Source organism: Rhizobium sp. MHM7A, from assembly GCF_005862215.1.
In the GTDB taxonomy this organism is placed as follows: Bacteria; Pseudomonadota; Alphaproteobacteria; order Rhizobiales; family Rhizobiaceae; genus Rhizobium; species Rhizobium bangladeshense.
On record NZ_VCHT01000025.1, the window covers coordinates 22,397 to 42,369 of the forward strand.

General features: G+C 62.1%; 14 protein-coding genes and 2 pseudogenes. 15 read left to right on the forward strand and 1 reads right to left on the reverse strand.

Features of this window, described 5'->3' with window-relative positions; all coding sequences use genetic code 11:
• Positions 1 to 198 precede the first annotated feature (198 nt).
• The 8 genes and pseudogenes from FFR93_RS37725 (at position 199) to FFR93_RS37760 (ending at position 12,369) form a co-directional block, all read left to right on the forward strand.
• A complete protein-coding gene (locus FFR93_RS37725) occupies positions 199 to 1,227 on the forward strand; it encodes a DUF3991 and toprim domain-containing protein (protein ID WP_245509809.1) in 1,029 nt (342 codons plus the stop codon).
• Between the two features lie 64 nt (positions 1,228 to 1,291).
• Positions 1,292 to 1,897, forward strand: a complete 606-nt coding sequence (locus FFR93_RS37730) for a DUF1419 domain-containing protein (RefSeq protein ID WP_028755880.1) — start codon at positions 1,292 to 1,294, stop codon at positions 1,895 to 1,897.
• Between the two features lie 10 nt (positions 1,898 to 1,907).
• Positions 1,908 to 2,288, forward strand: a pseudogene (locus FFR93_RS37735) (DUF3085 domain-containing protein).
• A gap of 116 nt (positions 2,289 to 2,404) precedes the next feature.
• Positions 2,405 to 7,504, forward strand: a complete 5,100-nt coding sequence (locus FFR93_RS37740) for a DEAD/DEAH box helicase family protein (RefSeq protein WP_138396900.1) — start codon at positions 2,405 to 2,407, stop codon at positions 7,502 to 7,504.
• 506 nt (positions 7,505 to 8,010) lie between these two features.
• The gene (locus tag FFR93_RS37745; RefSeq protein WP_131714244.1) at positions 8,011 to 9,834 is read left to right on the forward strand and encodes a ParB N-terminal domain-containing protein; all 1,824 of its coding nucleotides are present in this window, start codon (positions 8,011 to 8,013) and stop codon (positions 9,832 to 9,834) included.
• Positions 9,835 to 9,969: 135 nt separating this feature from the next.
• Positions 9,970 to 10,164: pseudogene (locus FFR93_RS37750) on the forward strand (hypothetical protein); the annotation flags it as partial.
• Positions 10,165 to 10,566: 402 nt separating this feature from the next.
• Complete coding sequence (locus FFR93_RS37755; protein WP_131714243.1) at positions 10,567 to 11,151, forward strand: hypothetical protein; 585 nt, start codon at positions 10,567 to 10,569, stop codon at positions 11,149 to 11,151.
• Positions 11,152 to 11,442: 291 nt separating this feature from the next.
• A complete protein-coding gene (locus tag FFR93_RS37760) occupies positions 11,443 to 12,369 on the forward strand; it encodes a zincin-like metallopeptidase domain-containing protein (protein WP_131714242.1) in 927 nt (308 codons plus the stop codon).
• A gap of 6 nt (positions 12,370 to 12,375) precedes the next feature.
• Here the strand turns inward: FFR93_RS37760 and FFR93_RS41180 are convergent, their stop codons facing one another.
• Positions 12,376 to 12,552 carry a hypothetical protein gene (locus tag FFR93_RS41180; protein ID WP_018482051.1) on the reverse strand — a complete coding sequence of 59 codons (177 nt, stop codon included), beginning with the start codon at positions 12,550 to 12,552 and terminating at the stop codon, positions 12,376 to 12,378.
• A 452-nt stretch (positions 12,553 to 13,004) separates the two neighbouring features.
• Between FFR93_RS41180 and FFR93_RS37765 the strand changes: the two genes are divergently transcribed.
• The 7 genes from FFR93_RS37765 (at position 13,005) to FFR93_RS41190 (ending at position 19,823) form a co-directional block, all read left to right on the forward strand.
• The gene (locus FFR93_RS37765; RefSeq protein ID WP_018482050.1) at positions 13,005 to 13,316 is read left to right on the forward strand and encodes a DUF736 domain-containing protein; all 312 of its coding nucleotides are present in this window, start codon (positions 13,005 to 13,007) and stop codon (positions 13,314 to 13,316) included.
• A gap of 414 nt (positions 13,317 to 13,730) precedes the next feature.
• Positions 13,731 to 14,888, forward strand: a complete 1,158-nt coding sequence (locus FFR93_RS37770) for a tyrosine-type recombinase/integrase (protein WP_138396901.1) — start codon at positions 13,731 to 13,733, stop codon at positions 14,886 to 14,888.
• A gap of 409 nt (positions 14,889 to 15,297) precedes the next feature.
• Entirely contained in the window at positions 15,298 to 16,698 is a 1,401-nt protein-coding gene (locus FFR93_RS37775; RefSeq protein WP_205910760.1) for a site-specific integrase, read from the forward strand.
• Between the two features lie 731 nt (positions 16,699 to 17,429).
• Positions 17,430 to 18,569: a hypothetical protein gene (locus FFR93_RS41780; protein WP_246661415.1), complete on the forward strand. Its 1,140-nt coding sequence runs from the start codon at positions 17,430 to 17,432 to the stop codon at positions 18,567 to 18,569.
• A complete protein-coding gene (locus FFR93_RS37785) occupies positions 18,559 to 19,020 on the forward strand; it encodes a hypothetical protein (protein ID WP_138396903.1) in 462 nt (153 codons plus the stop codon). The genes FFR93_RS41780 and FFR93_RS37785 overlap by 11 nt, the downstream gene beginning before the upstream one ends.
• A gap of 290 nt (positions 19,021 to 19,310) precedes the next feature.
• The gene (locus FFR93_RS41185) at positions 19,311 to 19,484 is read left to right on the forward strand and encodes a hypothetical protein (RefSeq protein WP_171049330.1); all 174 of its coding nucleotides are present in this window, start codon (positions 19,311 to 19,313) and stop codon (positions 19,482 to 19,484) included.
• 177 nt (positions 19,485 to 19,661) lie between these two features.
• Positions 19,662 to 19,823, forward strand: coding sequence for a hypothetical protein (locus FFR93_RS41190; RefSeq protein WP_018516739.1), 162 nt, complete (start codon positions 19,662 to 19,664; stop codon positions 19,821 to 19,823).
• The last annotated feature ends 150 nt before the right edge of the window (positions 19,824 to 19,973 follow it).

The following is a 19,973-nucleotide window of genomic DNA, read 5'->3' on the forward strand; positions in this document are numbered from 1 at the left end:
CATCGAGCCGGCCTTTGGCGTGCCGCTTGCGAGCAGCAGGCCGCAAGGGAGGCTTCGCCGCGGCCGTGCATTGCATGATCCGACAATTGCCAGCCGCGCCCTTGCAGTCTTTGCTCTTCGCGGTGGGCCGAACGGTGCCCACGAAGCGACGGGCAAGGAAAGGCAATGGAGGCCGATCGCAGTGCGATCGGGAGCAAAATGAAAAGAAGAGAGATAGAGGAGCTGCGTGAGCAGGTGAGCTGCGCGGCCGTTCTTGAACAGGCGAGGTTCGCCATCGACATCAAGGAAAGCACCCGGCGGGCAGTCAAGTTTCGCCGTGGTGGTGAAATCGTCATCGTCGCGCATGAGGGGCGCGGATGGTTTGATCCGCTCAGCGATGCGAAAGGCGATGTCTTCGGGCTTGTCGAGCATCTCGATCATGTCGGTTTTCTCGAAGGCGCCGATAGGGTTGCGGATCTCGTTGGTTTCGAGATCACGGAACCGGAGTGGCAGCCTGCGAGCCGCGATAGAGGATGCAACCTCTCTCTTGTCGAGCGCTGGCAAGCGCGCCGCAGCCCATGGCCCGGTTCATCGACGTGGCGCTACCTCAACGGCGAGCGCCGGCTGCCACCACCTATACTCTGTGAGGCGATCAAAGCGGGGCTTCTTCGGGAAGGCCCGCGTGGCAGCATATGGGCAGCGCATACGGATAATGCCGGCGTGGTGACCGGATGGGAGGCGCGCGGACCGCAATACCGTGGCTTCGCCTCTGGAGGAGCGAAGGTTCTCTTCCGTCTAGGGTTGGATACTGCGTTGCGCCTGGCCGTCACGGAAGCTGCGATCGATGCCATGAGCCTTGCGGCAATCGAAGGGTTGCATGACGGCACGCTTTATCTCAGCACCGGCGGCGGGTGGTCGCCGGCCACGCAAGCCGCGCTGCGGGAATTGGCCTCCCGACCGGACGCCCGGCTGGTCGCTGCGACGGACGCCAATGCACAAGGGGATCTGTTTGCCACGCGATTGCGGTCGCTTGCCGAGGATGCCGGTTGCGAGTGGACCCGGTTGCGCCCGGCCGAGGAGGACTGGAACGAAACCCTGAAGGTCAGGGAGAAAGAAAAGGGGGAAAGAAAGGCAGGAAGCGTGCCGCATTCGCACCGCCCGCGTCAAGGGAGGCTTCGCCCGGCTGAGCCGGCCCTTGACCCAGCCAGTCGCGATGCCGGCGCCAGGCAAGGGGTCATGAAGGACTGAAGGGGATGGCGAGGTCGATAGGACGGCGCCGCACTTCGGTCCGAAAACGCGCAAGGAGCCGCAGATGATCCCCTCTCCCGCAACCACCAAGGTTTTCCAGGGCGTCGCAAGCCGCCAACAGATGTTCCGCATGTTTGACCGCCACGCGGAGCGCCCAAAGCGTTGGGATGGTGATGCCGCGCCGTTCTACTCGGGCGAATGGTTCGAGATCGGCGAGACCGAACATGACTACATGTTCGAGGTCCTTCCACCATTGTGGATCCGAGGATCCACGTTTGCGATGCGCGAGTTCATGACTGGCTCGGTGACATCAGTATTCTTCGCGCTCAGGATCGAGGCGTCCATCCGATATTTCCATGGCTACTGCGATCTTTCCGGTAAGGCATCCGTCGAAACGATGCGCGTCGCCATCATCGAGCGCGAAAGCCGAGCGGTCCGGGCGATGACGCGGCAAGAGCGGCTCGAGCATATCTGGAGCATCACTGCCGGCGATTACCGCGGCTATGCCGGAGACGAGTGGCCGCAGTCCGCTCGCGGCAAGCGCACCGTCATACTCTATGGCGGCAACGAAGGCACCTTGCTGAAGCTGCTCGACGAACTCACGGACGGGGAGACTGCTGCGAAGCTGCCGGTGCATCTTCGCCACCTTCCCTCCCAGATCGCCGCGTGAGGGGGAGGCCATGTTCACTTTCAGCGTGGTCGAGGTCAGTGCGGTGATCGTGCACGGACGTACCGACGCGGAAGCCAATGGCGGCTTCCGCAACCCCCACTATGGTCTACTCCCGGGTCGAACGGCCAGGTCTGTGGATCGTCGGCGACGAAGGCGTCTATCTGCTGTCCAATGGCAAACCGGCAGAAGGTCAAAGGACGCTGAGTGCGATCCGCAGACCGATCCGGACTGCTGGCATTACAAGCGTCGGTATTTCGAGGGAGACGACGGGATAGTCTTCATCGCCGGCGCGAGCCTGGAAGCCATGCTTTCCACAACCCCGGAACCCACGCATCTGCGGGCGCAGTTTACGTCGGAAACCATGCAGTTCTCCGTAGTCACGCGCTCGTAGCTGGCGATCGCTGCAGCCGGACGAACCAGATCCAAATTCCTCACCTCATTCATCCGCCATCGCCCGCGGGACCTGTCCTGCGGGCGATGGCGCATATCCTCGAAAAGGAGTCTTCAATGTCCAACGATCCCTTCACCCTCGATATGTTTGTAAGCAGCGCGTTGTCGTCCGGCCTTGGCTTGGGCGTCACCGCGTTTGGCGGTTTCGCCGCCAACGACGACGATCCCGATCCGCCGCCGCCCTCCCCTGCGCCGGCATTGCCTCCACCAGTTGCGAAGCAGCCGGCGCCGCGGACACACGGCCTGCGGGGTAACTTCTATCTCGACAATGGCGATCGTGGACTTGCGATCGACTGGAAGCAAAGGGCGAAGGCGAACCTTGTGGCCATCCTGACCGCCAACGAAATCGAAAAGCAGGATCGACCCGCCACCAGTGACGAACAGGCAAAACTGATCCGCTTTACCGGTTTTGGCGCATCGGAACTCGCAAACGGCATGTTCCGGCGTCCAGGCGACGTCGATTTCCAGGAAGGCTGGGGTGACCTCGGCAGTTCGCTGGAAAGCGCCGTCACCGACGCCGATTATGCTTCGCTCGCGCGTGGCATCCAATATGCTCACTTCACTCCCGAGTTCATCGTCCGCTCGATCTGGGCGGGCTTGCGGCGGCTCGGATGGCGCGGGGGCCGCGTGCTGGAGCCGGGAATCGGCACGGGCCTTTTTCCGGCGCTGATGCCAACGGCGCTCCGTGACACAAGCTATGTCACCGGGGTCGAACTCGATCCGGTAACAGCGCGCATTGTCCGGCTTCTTCAGCCGAAGGCACGCATCATCAACGCCGACTTCGCGCGCACCGATCTCAACGCGATCTATGATCTCGCGATCGGCAATCCGCCCTTCTCCGATCGAACAGTTCGGTCGGACCGGCAGTACCGTCCGCTCGGTCTGCGGCTGCACGACTACTTCATTGCCCGGTCGATCGATCTCTTGAAGCCCGGTGCACTCGCCGCGTTCGTGACAAGCAGCGGCACGATGGACAAGGTGGACAGCACAGCGCGAGAGCATATCGCCAGGTCTGCCGATCTGATCGCAGCGGCCCGCCTCCCCGAGGGCAGCTTCCGCCGCGACGCTGGCACGGATGTGGTCGTGGACATCCTGTTTTTTCGCAAGCGCAAGGCCGGCGAGCCGGAGGGTGATCTGTCATGGCTCGAACTCGAAGAGGTTCGTCCTGCGACATCCGACGAGGGGGCGATCCGCGTAAACCGCTGGTTCGCGCGGCACCCGGATTTCGTGCTCGGCGAGCACGCCTCAACGTCTGGCCCGTTCGGCGAGACCTATACATGCCGGCCACGCGCCGGTGAAGACCTGCAAACGGCAATGAAGGCCGTGATCGCTCTTCTCCCTGAGGATCGGTATGACGGCGAGCCGACGTCGGTCGACATTGATCTGGAAGAGGAGTTGGGCGAGATCGTCGACCTCCGCCCCGCCAACGACAAGGTCCGCGAGGGCAGCTTCTTCCTCAATAACCGCCACGGTCTCATGCAAATGATCGACGGAGCCCCGCTCGCGGTTTCGGTGCGAAAAGGCAGGTCAGGCGAAGGCCTGTCCGAAAAACATGTCCGGATCATCAAGAAGCTGATTCCGATCCGCGACGCCGTCCGCGAGGTGCTGAAAGCGCAGGAACGCGACCAGCCGTGGCGCGATCTGCAGGTTCGGCTGCGTATCGCCTGGTCGAGTTTCATCCGCGACTTCGGGCCGATCAACCACACAACGGTCTCGATCTCTGAGGACGAGGAAAGCGGCGAGGTCCGCGAAACCCATCGTCGGCCGAATCTCCAGCCGTTCCTGGACGATCCCGATTGCTGGCTGGTGGCCTCGATCGAGGACTACGACCTCGAAACCGATACGGCGAAGCCTGGTCCGATCTTCACCGAGCGGGTGATTTCTCCTCCCGCGCCGCCGGTCATAACTTCGGCTGCCGACGCGCTCGCCGTCGTTCTCAACGAGCGTGGCTGCGTCGATCCCGAGCATATTGCCGAGCTGCTGCACCGTGATCCGGATGCTGTGATCGACGAACTCGGTGACGCCATCTTCCGCGATCCCGCGGATGGCTCCTGGCAGACCTCCGACGCCTATCTCTCCGGCCCGGTCCGCACGAAGCTCACGGTCGCCGAAGCGGCGGCTGCGCTCGATCCGGCGTTTGAGCGCAATGTCCGAGCGCTGCAGGACGTCCAGCCTGCCGACCTCCGACCGTCGGATATCACCGCCCGTCTCGGCGCACCCTGGATTCCGGCTGCCGATGTCGTCGCCTTCGTCAAGCAAACGATGGATGTGGACATCAGGATTCACCATATGCCGGAACTCGGGTCATGGACCGTCGAGGCACGCCAGTTTGCCTATAGCGCCGGCGGCACCTCCGAATGGGGCACAAGCCGCCGTCATGCGGGCGAACTGCTGGCCGACGCGCTGAACAGCCGGATTTCGCAGATCTTCGACGTGTTCAAGGATGTTGGCGGTGAACGCCGCGTTCTGAATGTCGTCGACACGGAAGCAGTGCGCGACAAGCTGCAAAAGATCAAGGAGGCTTTTCAGAACTGGGTCTGGACTGACCCAGACCGCACCGACCGGCTTGCGCGGGTCTATAATGACCGCTTCAACAACCTCGCGCCTCGAAAATTCGACGGCTCCCATCTAAAGCTTCCCGGCGCCTCCGGCGCCTTTGTTTTGTATGGGCACCAGAAGCGTGGAATCTGGAGGATCATCTCCTCCGGCTCGACCTATCTCGCCCATGCTGTCGGCGCCGGCAAGACGATGACGATGGCAGCCGCGATCATGGACCAGCGCCGGCTCGGCCTAATCGCCAAGGCGATGCTGGTCGTGCCAAGCCATTGCCTCGCACAGGCGGCGCGCGAGTTCCTGGCGCTGTATCCGAACGCTCGTATCCTCGTCGCCGACGAAACCAACTTCACCAAAGACAAGCGGGCACGTTTCCTGTCGCGAGCCGCCACGGCCAACTGGGATGCTGTTATCATCACCCATTCGGCCTTCAGGTTCATCGCCGTGCCGTCGGCGTTCGAAAGCCACATGATCCAAGAAGAGTTGGAGCTCTACGAGGAGCTTTTGACCAAGGTGGACAGCGAGGATCGGGTGTCGCGCAAGCGGCTCGAGCGCCTGAAGGAAGGCTTGCAAGAGCGGTTGGAAGCGCTCTCAACCCGCAAGGACGACTTTCTCACGATCTCGGAAATTGGCGTCGATCAGATCATTGTCGACGAGGCGCAGGAAGTCCGCAAACTCTCTTTTGCGACCAATATGTCGACACTGAAAGGCATCGACCCGAACGGATCGCAGCGGGCCTGGGACCTTTATATCAAGTCCCGCTATATCGAGACCAAGAATCCCGGCCGCGCGCTCGTGCTGGCCTCCGGCACGCCAATCACCAACACTCTCGGTGAGATGTTCTCGATCCAGCGCCTGCTCGGCCACGAGGCGCTGCGCGAACGCGGGCTTCACGAATTCGACGCCTGGGCCTCGACCTTCGGCGACACGACGACCGAACTCGAAATCCAGCCGTCGGGCAAATACAAGCCGGTGAGCCGGTTCGCGAGCTTCGTCAACGTGCCGGAGCTGATCGCGATGTTCCGCTCGTTCGCCGACGTCGTGATGCCGGAGGACCTGAAGCAATATGTCAAGGTTCCGGACGTCTCGACCGGACGGCGGCAGATCCTGACGGCGCAACCGACGCCGGCCTTCAAACTCTATCAGCAGATCCTCGACAGCCGCATCAAGGCGATTGAGATGCGAGAGGGGCCAGCGCAGCCCGGCGACGATATCCTGCTGTCCGTCATCACCGACGGCCGACACGCGGCGATCGACCTGCGCCTGGTCATTCCGGCAAACGACGACGAGCCGGACAACAAGCTCAATCTCCTCATCGAGAACGCCTTTCGCATCTGGACGGAAACGAGCGAAAACACCTATCTTCGTCCGGACGGCAAGCCCTATGAACTTCCAGGCGCGGCGCAGATGATCTTCTCCGATCTCGGCACCATCAATGTCGAGAAGACGCGCGGCTTCTCCGCTTACCGCTGGATTCGTGACGAACTGATCCGCCTAGGCGTGCCCGCGTCGGAAATCGCCTTTATGCAGGACTTCAAGAAGACCGAGGCCAAGCAGCGACTGTTCGGTGACGTCCGTTCGGGCAAGGTTCGCTTCCTGATCGGCTCGTCTGAGACCATGGGCACTGGCGTCAACGCCCAGCTCAGGTTGAAGGCGCTGCATCACCTCGACGTGCCGTGGCTCCCATCGCAGATCGAGCAGCGCGAGGGCAGGATCGTACGCCAGGGCAATCAGCACGATGTCGTCGACGTCTTCGCCTACGCCACGCGAGGGTCACTTGATGCTGCGATGTGGCAGAACAACGAGCGCAAGGCTCGCTTCATCGCCGCCGCCCTTTCCGGCGACATCTCGATCCGCAGGTTGGACGACCTTGGGGAGGGCCAGGCCAACCAGTTTGCCATGGCCAAGGCGATTGCCTCGGGCGACGAGCGCCTGATGCAGAAGGCCGGGCTCGAAGCCGATATCGCTCGGCTCGAACGGCTGCGCGCCGCCCATGATGACGACCTGTTCGCGGTGCGCCGCCAGGTCCGGGACGCCGAACGCGACATCGAGGTATCGCTCCGGCGGATCGGCGAGATCGGCAAGGACATCGCGCGGCTGGTTCCGACTGCGGGAGATGCCTTTACGATGACCGTCACAGGCGTTTCATACGACGAGCGAAAGGAAGCCGGCCGCGCGCTGATGAAGGAAATCCTCACCCTCGTCCAGCTTCAACAGGAGAGCGAGATCGTCGTCGCCTCCATTGGTGGCTTCGATCTCGTCTACGATGGCGAGCGCTTCGGCAAGTCTGACGGTTATCGCTACACCACCATGCTTCAGCGCACGGGCGCGGACTACGAGATCGATCTCGCCGTCACGGTGACGCCGATCGGCGCCGTCTTCCGCCTCGAGCATGCGCTGGATGATTTCGACGGGGAGCGGGAACGCTATCGCCAGCGGCTGGAGGAAGCGCGCCGGCGTCTTGCTTCCTACCAGTCCCGTCAGGGTGGCGATTTTACCTTCGCGAGTGAGCTGGCCGAAAAGCGTCGCCAGCTCCGGGAGGTTGAGGCGGAACTCGCGGCCGAGGCGCGCGAGGCAGGGGCCTCTGCCAGGGAGTCAGCCTGATTTTGGAAGCAGTGCAGCATGTGCATAGGTGCATTGCACAATAAATGTTTTCCATCTGATCAAAATATCATCATAGTGCACACAGCTGATGCACATGGCGGTCTCCTCCCAGTGCCGCCGCAACGGCTGTTCCCCTCTGGAGGTTAAATAACCTTCACACTTCATGGGCCTCGGTTCTTCCGACGGCCCATTTTTTTGTTCCCGCTCAACCCGAATTCTGACCTTCGCATGGGATCGCCCGTCTGAAAAAACAGGAAAGAGGGTGAAAGAAAAACCGGTCGCAGATCGGTCCTCCCGTCGCCGCTGGCGCTCAACCGCGGCCTACGCAGCCCGGCCACTCGTACTTCGCAAGGCTGTTAGCCCCGCTTGTCCTTCGCGGCAGGGCAGCTCGCCCGCAGTTGCGCCGGTCAGGCCGCTTTGCGCTCCGGGAGATGTCTTCAGGAAAAAATGAAGACAGGAAGGACCGGCAGGAGGCCGCGTCCGCATCCCCGGAAAGGAACACTCCCATGCAACTCATGAAGGTCGATCCGCGTGCGCTGAAGGACAATCCCGACAATACGCGCCAGTCGCAGTCGACGCCCCAGGCCGACGCGCTGCTGCTTGCGACCATCAAGGCCGTCGGCGTCATCCAGCCGCCCGTCATTTTCGCCGAAGCCGGCGGCAACGGCTATGTCATCGAAGCCGGTCACCGGCGCACCCGCATGGCCATCGCCGCCGGCATCGAGGAAATCGATGTTATCGTCGTCGAGGCGGCCAACGATAATGGCGCGATGCGTTCGATGATCGAAAACATCGCGCGCGAACCGCTCAACCCCGTCGATCAATGGCGCGGCATCGAGCGCCTCGTTGCTCTCGGCTGGACCGAGGAAGCTATTGCGATTGCGCTGGCCCTGCCGGTCAGACAGATCCGCAAGCTTCGTCTGCTCGCCAATGTGCTGCCTGCGATGCTAGATCACATGGCCAAGGGCGACATGCCGAGCGAGCAGCAGCTTCGCCCGATTTCCGCAGCGTCACTCGACGAGCAGAAGGAAGTCTGGAAGGCACACAAGCCGAAGAAGGGTGAGACAGCATCCTGGTGGGCGATCGCCAACGGCCTCACCAAGACCCGCATGTTCGCGCGCGATGCGAGTTTCGGCGATGATCTCCGCCGGGCCTACGGCATCGAGTGGGCAGAAGACCTGTTCGGACCGGCTGACGAGGATAACCGCTACACCACCAACGTCGAAGCATTCCTCGGTGCGCAGCAGGAATGGATGAGTAGCAATCTTCCCAAGGAGGGCTCCATCGTCGAGCTCAACAATTGGGGCCAACCCCAATTGCCGCCGAAGGCGGAGCGTATCTACGGCAAGCCCGGCAAAGGCGATTGCACCGCCATGTATCTCGATCGTGAGGGCAAGGTGCAGTCCGCCCATTTCCGGTTGCCGGAGATCAAGAAGGCGAAGCGAAAGGGCGATCCGACCGCGCCCGGCGGCGAGGACACGAACGAGGCCATCGACGTTGCAGGGAAGACCCGTCCCGACGTGACCCGAAACGGCCTCGACATGATCGGCGATTTCCGCACAGACGCTCTGCACGAGGCACTGGCACGAGCGCCGATCGAAGACGATACCCTCTTGGCGCTGCTCGTCCTCGCATTCGCCGGGCAGAACGTCTCGGTCGATTCCGGCTCCGAAACCTCCAACCATCTCTACGGCTCCAAGCGTTTCGCCCGGCACGCCGTCCGGCTGATCGGTGAAAGCGGCAAGCTGCAGTTCGATACAGATACGCTTCGTGTCGTGGCCAGGTCGACCCTGATCGACGCACTGTCGGCGCGGACCAACCGCACGGACAGCGGCATTGTCGCCCGGATCGCCGGCGATGCCATAGGCGCCGACACCTATCTTCCGAACATGGGCACGGAGCAATTCCTCGCGTGCCTATCGCGTCCGGCACTGGAAGCGTCCTGCGGCGGTAGGAGTGTCGCTCCCCGCCCGCGCGTCAGGGACACCCGGGCTGCCCTTGTCGAGCACTTCAAGGAAGAGGGTTTCGTGCATCCGTCTGGCCTCTTCGCACCCGATGACGTGAAGATGGGCGAATGGTTGGCCAAGAACATGGAGCATGGGGGCGATGACGACGATGCACCCGCCGACGGGCCGATGGGCGGCATCGAGGACGGTGCCGACGGTGAGTCTGATCCCTCGATCGAAGCCGAATTGGTCGACAAACCCCATGATCCGGAAGGCGAGGTCGGAGGCAACGCAGCCGACACCGAGCTCGAAGAGCTGGATGAAGCCGACGCTGACACCGGCACTGAGGATCCCGATACCGCTTACGGAATTGCGGCCGAGTAACCCTGCCCCACAACTCCGTACTGATCGATACCGCCGCCGGCCATCACCGGCGGCGGCTTTGTTTCCTCACCTCAAAACAGGAGAATACGCATGTCCGCGTCTTTGATTTACGACCTCGCCCCAATCGGCTCTATCAGCGCCTGGCGCGTGTCACGGCCGCTTTCCGAGCTTAAGCGCGACGACTTCTACTCGCATCATGGCGCCGTTGCGGATGAGACGGAATTTCAAGGACGGATGTTCGAACAGGCCGAGCACAGCCGCGAGCTCCGGGCACTTCACCGGCAGACTGTTCGGATGAACTGCTCGACGCCATGGGGACCGTCGCAGGGCGTGCGGCGGCGTGAGTCCGACCGTATGGGGGCTTTCGTGGCGGCCGGTCCGAGCTGGAGGAAGGGATGCGGGCTGTCGCTCGCAAGAGGTTCTCTCCTCCGGGGGTTCGGAGCCATAGCCCGCCCCCGCCGGTCTGCCCTTCGTTTTCGCTGCGGTCTGAACCGGCGGCCGGTCGTTTAAAGGCCGCTGGCGCGCCGCGAAGCGGCCGGTGCAGCCTCCCTCGCAAAACGGGTTCGCGTCCTTCGCAGGGCTTTACCCCGCTTGTCCGCAAACCCGTTTCGCTCGCCCGGCCGTCCCGGACCTGTGAAAGCGCCCGTCCTTAGCCGGTTCCTGTCGACCGCATCGAAGGGCAGACCGGCAGGGGCCGAAGCCGCTTCGGTGAAACCACGAAAGGAAGATCCCATGGCCAAGCCCGCAACCACTCGACCTGCCGCCCGCGTCGTGCCGCTCCGCAAGGGTACCACCCTCGAAATGGTCAGGCTCACATGCCCGGACACTGCGCAGGCAATGCTGATCGCTGAGAGTTTCGGAACCGCTGTAGTCGACAGCGATGGCATCCGTGAACTCCACGAGCGCCTGATCATTGAGACCGCCGACAGCCTCTCGGACGGTCTCGGTGAGAAGGCGATGCAGATCCATCTCCAGCGTATCGTCGGTGCGTATGTCGGCTCGGCGCACGGCGCCGGCCAGTTCTACAGTCGAGCAGTCTCCGAAGCCCGAGACGCGACCGCCAAATCGGCAAACGATCCCCGCGACGAGGATCTCGATGGCCCGGTGGGTTACGACAGCGCCGCCCAGCGCAAACGCGAATTCGCTGCCGACATGGGCATACAGTCCCACGCGCTGCGGATGGCCGCCGAGGGCGCAGTCGCAGCCTATCGCCACGTCATCGGCGAAGCCTGGAAGCCTTTCGACCGCCCGGTCGACAATCCAGGCCAGTCGCTCGACCGCAAGGCGGCCGAGGCACAGATGGCGGCTCTCGGTTGAGGCGCTTCCGGCGGAGCTTCGGCTCCGCCATCTCCCTCTCACTGATCCTTGGGCCGGTTCCTTTGGGACCGGCCTTTTCCATGTCAACGGAAGGAAAAACAAGAGCCCTGCCCGTCACGCGGCCTCGTCCTTGTTGGCGGTCCTGCAGGAGCCGCCGGTCTGCCACAACGGCTTTGCCGTCCTTCACTCCGTTCCGGCCGTTCCGGTGCGGCCGACCACCTGATCGCTCCTGCCTTCGGACCTCCGCGACGGGGTCGCGATCGGGGCGGCCTCCAAACGGAGGATCACGACATGAGCAAGAAAGCCGAAGGCGAACGCGCCGACATCTATGCGCGGATCACGGATAGAATCATAGCCGACCTTGAAAAGGGCGTAAAACCCTGGATGAAGCCATGGCATGCGGCCAACACCAATGGCCGGATTACCCGGCCGCTGCGCCACAACGGTCAGCCCTATTCGGGCATGAACATTCTCTTGTTATGGTCGGAGGGGATGGCGCGCGGCTTCACTTCACCCATGTGGATGACCTTCAAGCAGGCGCTTGAACTGGGGGCGGCGGTGCGAAAGGGCGAGACCGGTTCGACGGTCGTCTTCGCCAGCCGGTTCACCAAGTCCGAGGCGGACGGCAGTGGTGGAGAAGTCGATCGAGAAATCCCATTCTTGAAGGCTTACACAGTGTTCAACATCGAGCAGATCGACGGACTGCCCGAACACTATCGTCACCCACCGACCCCGGTGCTCGATGCGATCGAGCACATCGAGCACGCCGATTGCTTTTTCCGCAACACGGGCGCTGTCATCCGCCATGGTGGAGCGCAGGCCTATTATTCCCCTATCACGGACCACATCCAGATGCCGCCGTTCGAAACGTTCCGCGACGCGGCGTCCTACGTGGCCACGCTCAGTCACGAAAGTTGCCATTGGACTGCGCGCCCCGATCGCGTCGATCGCGATCTTAGCCGCTATGCGAAGGACAAGACCGAGCGGGCTCGCGAAGAGCTGATTGCGGAGCTCGGGAGTTGCTTCCTATGCGCCGATCTCGGGATCGCACCGGAGCTGGAGCCACGGCCGGACCATGCGTCTTACCTGGACTCGTGGCTGAAGGTTCTATCTGACGACAAGCGGGCTATCTTCCAAGCTGCGGCGCATGCCCAGCGTGCTGTCAGCTTCCTGCACGGTCTCCAGCCCATTCAGGCCGACGAGAGAGCGGCCGCGTAGGAGACGTCAAGGTCGGTCATTGTCACCCGCAACGGCCGACAGCTCTTTCGGCGCTCTCTCCGCGAGCGCGTGCTCATCGGACGTGAGGTCCAGCCTCCCCCAGATCGATGGTTTCCGATCGTTGGCTTTCAGCTTTCGGGACTGCTTGATTTCGACGGTAAACGGCTTTGTCTGCTGACGCATAGATCCTCCAGGCGACGAATCGCGGCCCGACAATATTGCGTTGATGAGAGGAGACAACTGCCCGGACGGCCGAGTTTGTCGCATCCGAAGCCGACGCTATGCTTTAGAGACCTGGGGAACGGCTTCGCGGCCGGGCTGTTCTGCCGGGGCAACGCACGGCGAGGGCCATGACCAAGTTCCTTCCACCGCTGTCATAGGCCACGCCCTCCGCGGGCTCGATGAGGCATGTCTGATCGGAGACCGGCTTCGCCTCGATCGTTCTCCCGCAACGGCCGTCCGCAATTTTCTTCCCCAGCGAACTGCGTTCGCATTCCTCGCGCGACAACAAAGTTTCTCCCGACCGCCCTCCATTTCATTACGGCCTTCCAGGTGCGGTCCGATCGTCCCCGATCCTTGCGACAGCCATCGAGGCCGCGAAGGGCGCGGCCCGAAACAACCGAAAGGAACAGACAATGGCTACCATCGGCACTTTCACCGCAAACGAAAACGGCTTCACCGGCTCGATCCGCACCCTCGCACTCAACGTCAAGGCCCGCATCGCCCGCGTCGACAGCCCCTCCGACAAGGGCCCGCACTTCCGCATCTACGCCGGCAATGTCGAGCTGGGTGCGGCTTGGCAGAAGCGCTCCGGCGAGAGCGACCGCGACTATCTCTCGGTCAAGCTGGACGACCCGAGCTTCCCCGCCCCGATCTACGCAACGCTCTCCGAGGTCGAAGGCGAGGACGGCTACCAGCTGATCTGGTCCCGCCCCAATCGGGATTGAGATCCCAACAAGGCCCCGCCACCGAGGCGGGGCCAACTGGCCGCTTTAAGAAAGCCGGCAACGGGCGTCGAGCCCGCGGCCGACTTTTAGGGTGCCATACGGAGAAGTGGGGGTCTGCTCATATCGGGCCTATCGTGCCGTGGAGCCGGGACAGCCTCAAGGACGAGCGGTTAGAATGCATTTCCAAGAAGTGTACTGATTGTCTCGTTACCTTTGCATTCATCGTTCACCATATCGCCATGGCCGTTGCGCTTGCACGGTGTCCACAGGAGGGACCCGCGCATCGCGGAGTGACCACACGAGTCTGACGCAGCGATGCGCGGGAGGTCCCTGTGGGCATCCGCTGGCACAATCGACGGAAAGTTCCCTTCAACTCGAAGACAGGGATGAACCGAGCCGGCAATGGAGAGGAGCATGGCAAGCATCATTCGTGCGGCCGATGGGCAGCCTGGTATCCCCGCCGGCTTTCCGATCTTGCTGACAGACCGTATGGAGATTATCGAGCCGGCCTTCGCCTTTCTCCTGGAACTGGCCACGATCCCCGGCCGGTCGCATTCCTTGGAGACGCTGCGGACTTACGCGGAACATCTATACGATTGGTTCGACAGCTTGGAGCAGTCGGATCTCGATTGGCAAGCCGCCGATGAGGCGATGGTCGCGGCCTATCGTAACCGCATGCTGGAGCAGCCGAGCGCCCACACCGGTCGACCCTATGCGCGCTCCACGATCAACGATCGTGTCCGCTCCGTCTGTCGCTTTTATGACTGGGCACATCGGCGTGGCTGGGTGACAGAGCTTTCATTCCATATGATCGATGTACGGATTACCTCTGGCCGTAAGCAGTCCCTGCTCGCCCATGCGGATGCGCGCGCGATGGTGACCACTGCCAACGTATTGACCGTCGCCGAATTCGAAAGGCTTCCTCGCCCGCTTCGTGTCGATCAACTCGCGCGGCTGTTCGCGCATCTCGCGATGCCTTATCGGCTGACGGCCGAATGGGCGATCGCGACCGGTATGCGGCGGATGGAGCTGTGTGCGCTGACGGTTGCCCAATTGCCGGAGACAGTCGGTCTCGATGCAGCGGATCATCCACTCATCGGCCTCCCGCTTGCCATCACCAAGGGCGACCGGCCCCGGACAGTCTATCCTCCGATCCGGCTTGTGGATCGCACGCACTGGTATGTCGGAGAGGAGAGAGCGGCACTGGTCCGGCGTATGCATCGCACGCGCTCGGATTACCGGTCACCGTCGACACTGTTCCTTAACAGGAACGGCGCTGCTGTGACGCGCGCCCACCTCAGCGCCGTATTCGCTGCAGCTTTTGCTGCCGCGGAGCTGGATGGAACCCTACACTGGCTCCGGCACACATTCGCCATGACTATGCTCGCGCGACTTCAGGCGCTCGCTGTTGAGAAGCCGGAGATCAACCCTCTCAAGGTGCTGCAGGTTCTCCTCGGTCACAGCTCGATCCACACCACTGCCATTTATCTGCGCTGCATGGAGTTGCATCCTCGGGAGATCGCCGAAAGCATCGAATATCTCTACGGCGAGGTGGTTCCCGATGCGGTCTGAGCGGGCACGCATCGACCGACGCCTTTCGGTTCCACAGGTTGCAGAGCTGCCGTCGCCCGGCGGCGCGGTAATCACCTTCCGTGACGAATGGGGTGGCATAGCACAGACCTTCGACCTCGGCCGACTTGGCCTTCCCAGTTCGCTTACCATTTTGCTCGCCGACGCCTTTCGTATGTCTTATGCCGGCACTGCTAAGGCGACCCAAAAGATGTGCTGGAAGGCGCTTCGCACCTTTGCCCGCTTCGCCTTCGAGGACCGTGCGATCGCTGATCCTGCGGATCTCACCACCGAGACCGTCGGTCGATATCTCGTGTGGCTCGACCGACAGCGGTCGCCGACGGGCAAGCCGTGGTCAATATCAACCCGGCACGGGCGCTACCTTCCTATCAAGATCATGCTTGGGTGGGCGATGCGGAACCGCGCCGATCAAATGCCAAGGCAACTGAAGTTCCCGAGTAATCCCTTCTCGGGCCGCCATCGCACACCTGTGCCGCGGCGGCTTTCGGCGGCGGAACTCAAAGGAATCCTCCGTGCCTGTTATGCAGAGATCGACGTAGCCTGGGCCCGTTTCGAGGAGGGGCGAATAATCCTCGCTCGCCAATCTGACGCTGTCGACCCCTGTCTTTCCGAGCTTGAGCAACTGCTTCATGAGATACATCGCTCGGGCAAAGGCATGATGCCATGGGGCCGATCCGGCATGGCGCGAGGATCGGTGGATCGCCTGCTCAAGCGACATGGTGGCGCCCGCATACTCGCGCAACATCTCCATCTGACCGTGGATACATTGGTGCCATTCTTCCTGGCCATCGCCGTTCAGACGGCTGCAAATCCGGACTCGCTCCGACTGATCATGCGCAATTGCCTGGCGCCGCACCCGCTTGATCCGCACCGCATCATAGTCGATTGGGAAAAGCCACGGGCCGGGAACACGGTGCGACGTGCGCAACGCCGAACCTACGATAAGCGGCGGCGATATGCCGTGCCTAACCTCGTGGAGAAGGTGTTGGCGATGACCGCGCCGCTCATTGCGCATGCGCCGCCGAGTGAGCGCGACCATCTCTTCCTAATCCGCGGCAATCGCCCGGCGGGTGTGGGGGTGATCGGCAATCAAACGCTGGATGCCGGCATCCGTCGCTTCATCACCCGAGCCAATCAACGCATTGCTGCCTGGAATGCGGCGCATCCAGAGCAACCTCGCTCGCCGATGCCTGCATTCGCCCCAGTCCTGTTCCGCGGCAGTGTGGCAACCCAGCACTATCATGTCGCTGGTGGTGATATCCGCGCGGCGCAAGCGGTGCTCAATCATGCCCGGGCCAGCACGACCGACCTCTATGTGCGAGGACCTGAGACGCAACGAATGTTTGAAAGGACCATAGCTGGCCTCCAGCATCGGATGATTGGTTGGATTACGGCGCGTCAGGATTCCGCTGACGATGCTATCGGTAGTAATGGACAGATTGAGCGCGCGAAGACAGGTCCAGCGGAAGCCTTCAGTCATATCTGCATCAATCCGTTGGAAGGCAAAGCGCTCGGGGCTATCCAAGGTCGTCTGTGTCCAAGTTTTATGAGCTGCCTCAGCTGCCCTGGCCTCGTTATCCCGATAGACGACAGGCACTTGGCGCGGATTCTCCAGGTTATGCGCAAGCTTGAAGCAGCGCGCGAACGGCTCGACGCGAACCGCTGGCAATCAATCTACGCGCCGAGCTATCGAATTCTGAGCGAAGAGATATTGCCGGACTTTCCCGCAGAACTGCATGCGAGAGCGGAGCACATTGTCGCAACACTTCCACCCCTGCCTGATCCGGAGTGATACTGATGGCGGTTGGAACAGCAACGCCGGTGCCAATTGCTTCTTCTGAGCACGAGATACGCGTCTCGACGAGGTCAGTCTGGTCGGATCGTATCTGGCAGTTGGACGTCAGCGTGCCGGGCACGGTGCGAAGCGATCTCGCTATAGATTGGGGCATAGCTCTCGCGGACGGGAGCTCCTTTACCGATGCCAAATGGGCGTCCTGGCGCGAGTCAGCGCGGCGCTTTCTTTGGTCACTGCGCGTGGCGCCGCCGCCCGGCCGACGCCGCGCCGGGGACGCCACGCTCGTAAAGAGATTCCGCACCCTAAAGGTGTTGATCCGATGGATGGCCGCCGAAGGGTATGACCGCTTTGCAGACCTTGATCGCGATGCAGCACAGCGATTCCTCCGTGAGATTGATAAGCGTCCTGGTCGAAAGGGCCGTGTCTTGGCTGAGACCACGGCCGCTAACTATGCTGGCCTCTTGAACATTCTGTCATCGCACGGGGACCATCTGCCAGATATGCCTGCCGAGAGTCTTGTGGAGTCGGCGACAAGATATCGACCATCGGGGCATCGACAGGTGCGTGGCGCGCTTCCGGCCACGCCGGACGCGGTCGCAGTCCACTTGGTTTGCGCCGCGTTGCGGCTGATCGGCAACCCCGCCGACGACATAATCGCTCTCCGCGACCGTGCTCAGGATGCTCATAAGGAAGCCATCGCGAACAGACTCGGGCATCGAGCCCGCAGAATGCGCTTTCGCGCTGCGCTCGGTAACTTCCGCTTCTCGACGCCACCAGGCGAAGATGACCCGTGGCGTACGGAGCCTGTTCTTACCATGAAGGCCGTTCAATTCCTGGTTAGCCGTCTTTACGACGCTTGCTTTGTGGTCATCGCCTATCTCGTCGGCGCGCGGGTGTCGGAGATCCTCGGCCTGCGAAGCGGATGCATAGAGAGGCATGGTTCAGCCGATGGGACGGAGACCTTCTCCTATCTAAACGGCCGCATTTACAAAACAGCCATCGGTCCAGGCGGCCAACCGCACCGATGGAGCGCGCCGGAGCCTGTCGTGCGGGCCGTGGCTGTGTTGGAACAGCTTTCGGTACCGCTCCGTCAGCAGATGCTGCGGGACGAACTGTGGCTGACCCCGGCGGCTGACCGCGATGGAACAGGCATCCTGCGGTCAGCGGGTCTCACCGACCGCCTCAATGGTCCGTTTGCCTCCTTCATCGGCCTGCCGCTTCATGATGGTCTTCCGTGGCATCTGAGCACTCATCAGGGACGGAAGACTTTTGCACGGTTTATTGGTCGGCGAGATCGCACCGGCCTGGATGCGCTTGCCGCCCATCTCGGTCACGTCACACGGGCGATGACTGATGTCGGTTATGTCGGCACGGACCATGACTTGACGGACCTGATTGACGCGGAAGCGACGCGCGACACGCGAGCGGCGCTTGAAGATCTGCTGACCTCCGTAAATGTGGGCGGCAAAGCTGGGCGAATGATCGCCGCGCACAGTCGTTTCCGCGGTCGTACCCGCGACGGTGACGTCGCGGAATATGTGGACTACATCCTGGAGGAGACCGACATGCGGCTCGGTCGTTGCGATTGGGGATACTGCGTCTATCGCCGCGAAACCGCATCTTGTCTGGGTGATGATCGAGGTCCGAACCCGGTGTTCAGGACACAGAGCATTTGCGCCACCTGCAGCAATTTTGCTGCGACGCAAAGGCATCGACCCGTATGGGCAGAGCGTCGGAAGCAAAATGCCGAGCTTCTCGCGCATCCGATGCTCGATGGCGAAAGCCGTACGCTGGCGGCAGCCCGGATCGAAGAGTGCGACCGCATTCTTGGTGAACTTCAGCAAGATCGGAAGAGCGATGACGGATAAGCCCGCGAACCCAGCGAAGTCGAAATCGCATGAAACGCGTCGTCGGAATACGGCGCGGCGTCTTCGACAGGCATTTGATCGGCTTGTCGCTGGAAACCCGCAAGATTCCTCGCGACAAGGGCGGCCCTCTCGGCTGACCGTCGCTGCGCTCGCACGCGAGGCACGAGTCAGCCGTAACACGATCTATGCCGAGCACAGCGAGTTCCTCGATGAATTGGCGTCCGCAAATCCGCCTGGTCCGGCAACCCATTCGCCCGCTCCGAAGCCGGAGACTGCCAAACTCCGGGCGTTGATCGGGCAGCTTCAGGAGCAAAAGCGTTTGCTCGCAACGGAGAATGCCGGGCTTCTCAAGCGGGCGATCGACGCCGAGAGAGCCATGGCTCGACTGGAAAAGCAGAACGCGAAATTGGTTCAGGACATCCGCGTGGTTCATCGACTAAGCTCGACATGAGGAATGGGTACTGGGGGAGGGATCGATGCGGAAATACCGAGTCCCTCGTTCTGCTTCTGAGCACGCGGTTGGCATTCTTATGTCCGAGCCCGTGGGAACCAAAGTCCGTTACTTCAGATGGACCATCATACCATGCCGGAACAGCCCGCCTCGAGCACGAGCGGTACCCCCAAAATGCTGTGCATTTTGGCTCCCCCACTCGCCGGCTCCGCCGGTCGCCTGTGGCGATCCTCGACCCGAACTGCTCCGGCATCGTGCACGTCTCTCGTCTTCAAACAGAGGAGAGACACATGCTTACTATCTACGACGAAATCCAGCAGCTGCGCATTGAGCTTGCCGCCTGCATCCTCTCGCCCAGCGAACGCGAGGCAGCTCAAGCCGAGCTCGCAAAGCTTCTCGCAGAGCAGGCAGTCATCGATCGCCAGTTCGACGCGCTGATCGCCGAGAAGGAGCCGCCCGAATGAGGGCCGCTTATTCTCTCAACAGGACACTTGACTAAGACCTAAGAGCGGTTCCCCCAAAATGCCGGCGCATTTCGGCTCCCCCACTCACCGCCGCTGGCGGTCGCATGCGCGATCCTTGACCCTGACCCACCGCCACGCCGGCGGGCGTCATCTTTCTCAAACATCAAGGAGATGACGATGATCGAACAACAAATCGAAGAACTGCGCGCCGAGCTGAACGCTTGCATCGAGCCCGCCGAGCGTCGCGAGATCGAAGCCGAGCTCGAAATCGCCCAGGCCGAGCTGATCATGATGCTTGGCGAACAGGATGGTTCCATCGACGCCGAGCCGCCCTTCTGAGGGCGGCATACCACCAGCATTGGGGGACCGCGGCATCCAGGATCCCGAGAGGGGCGATCCGCTGCGACTCTCCTTTCGATCTACCGTCATCGACATCGGGGATGCTGCATCCCGTCCGTCGCCCGCAACCTGCCGGCGCCAGAATTTTCC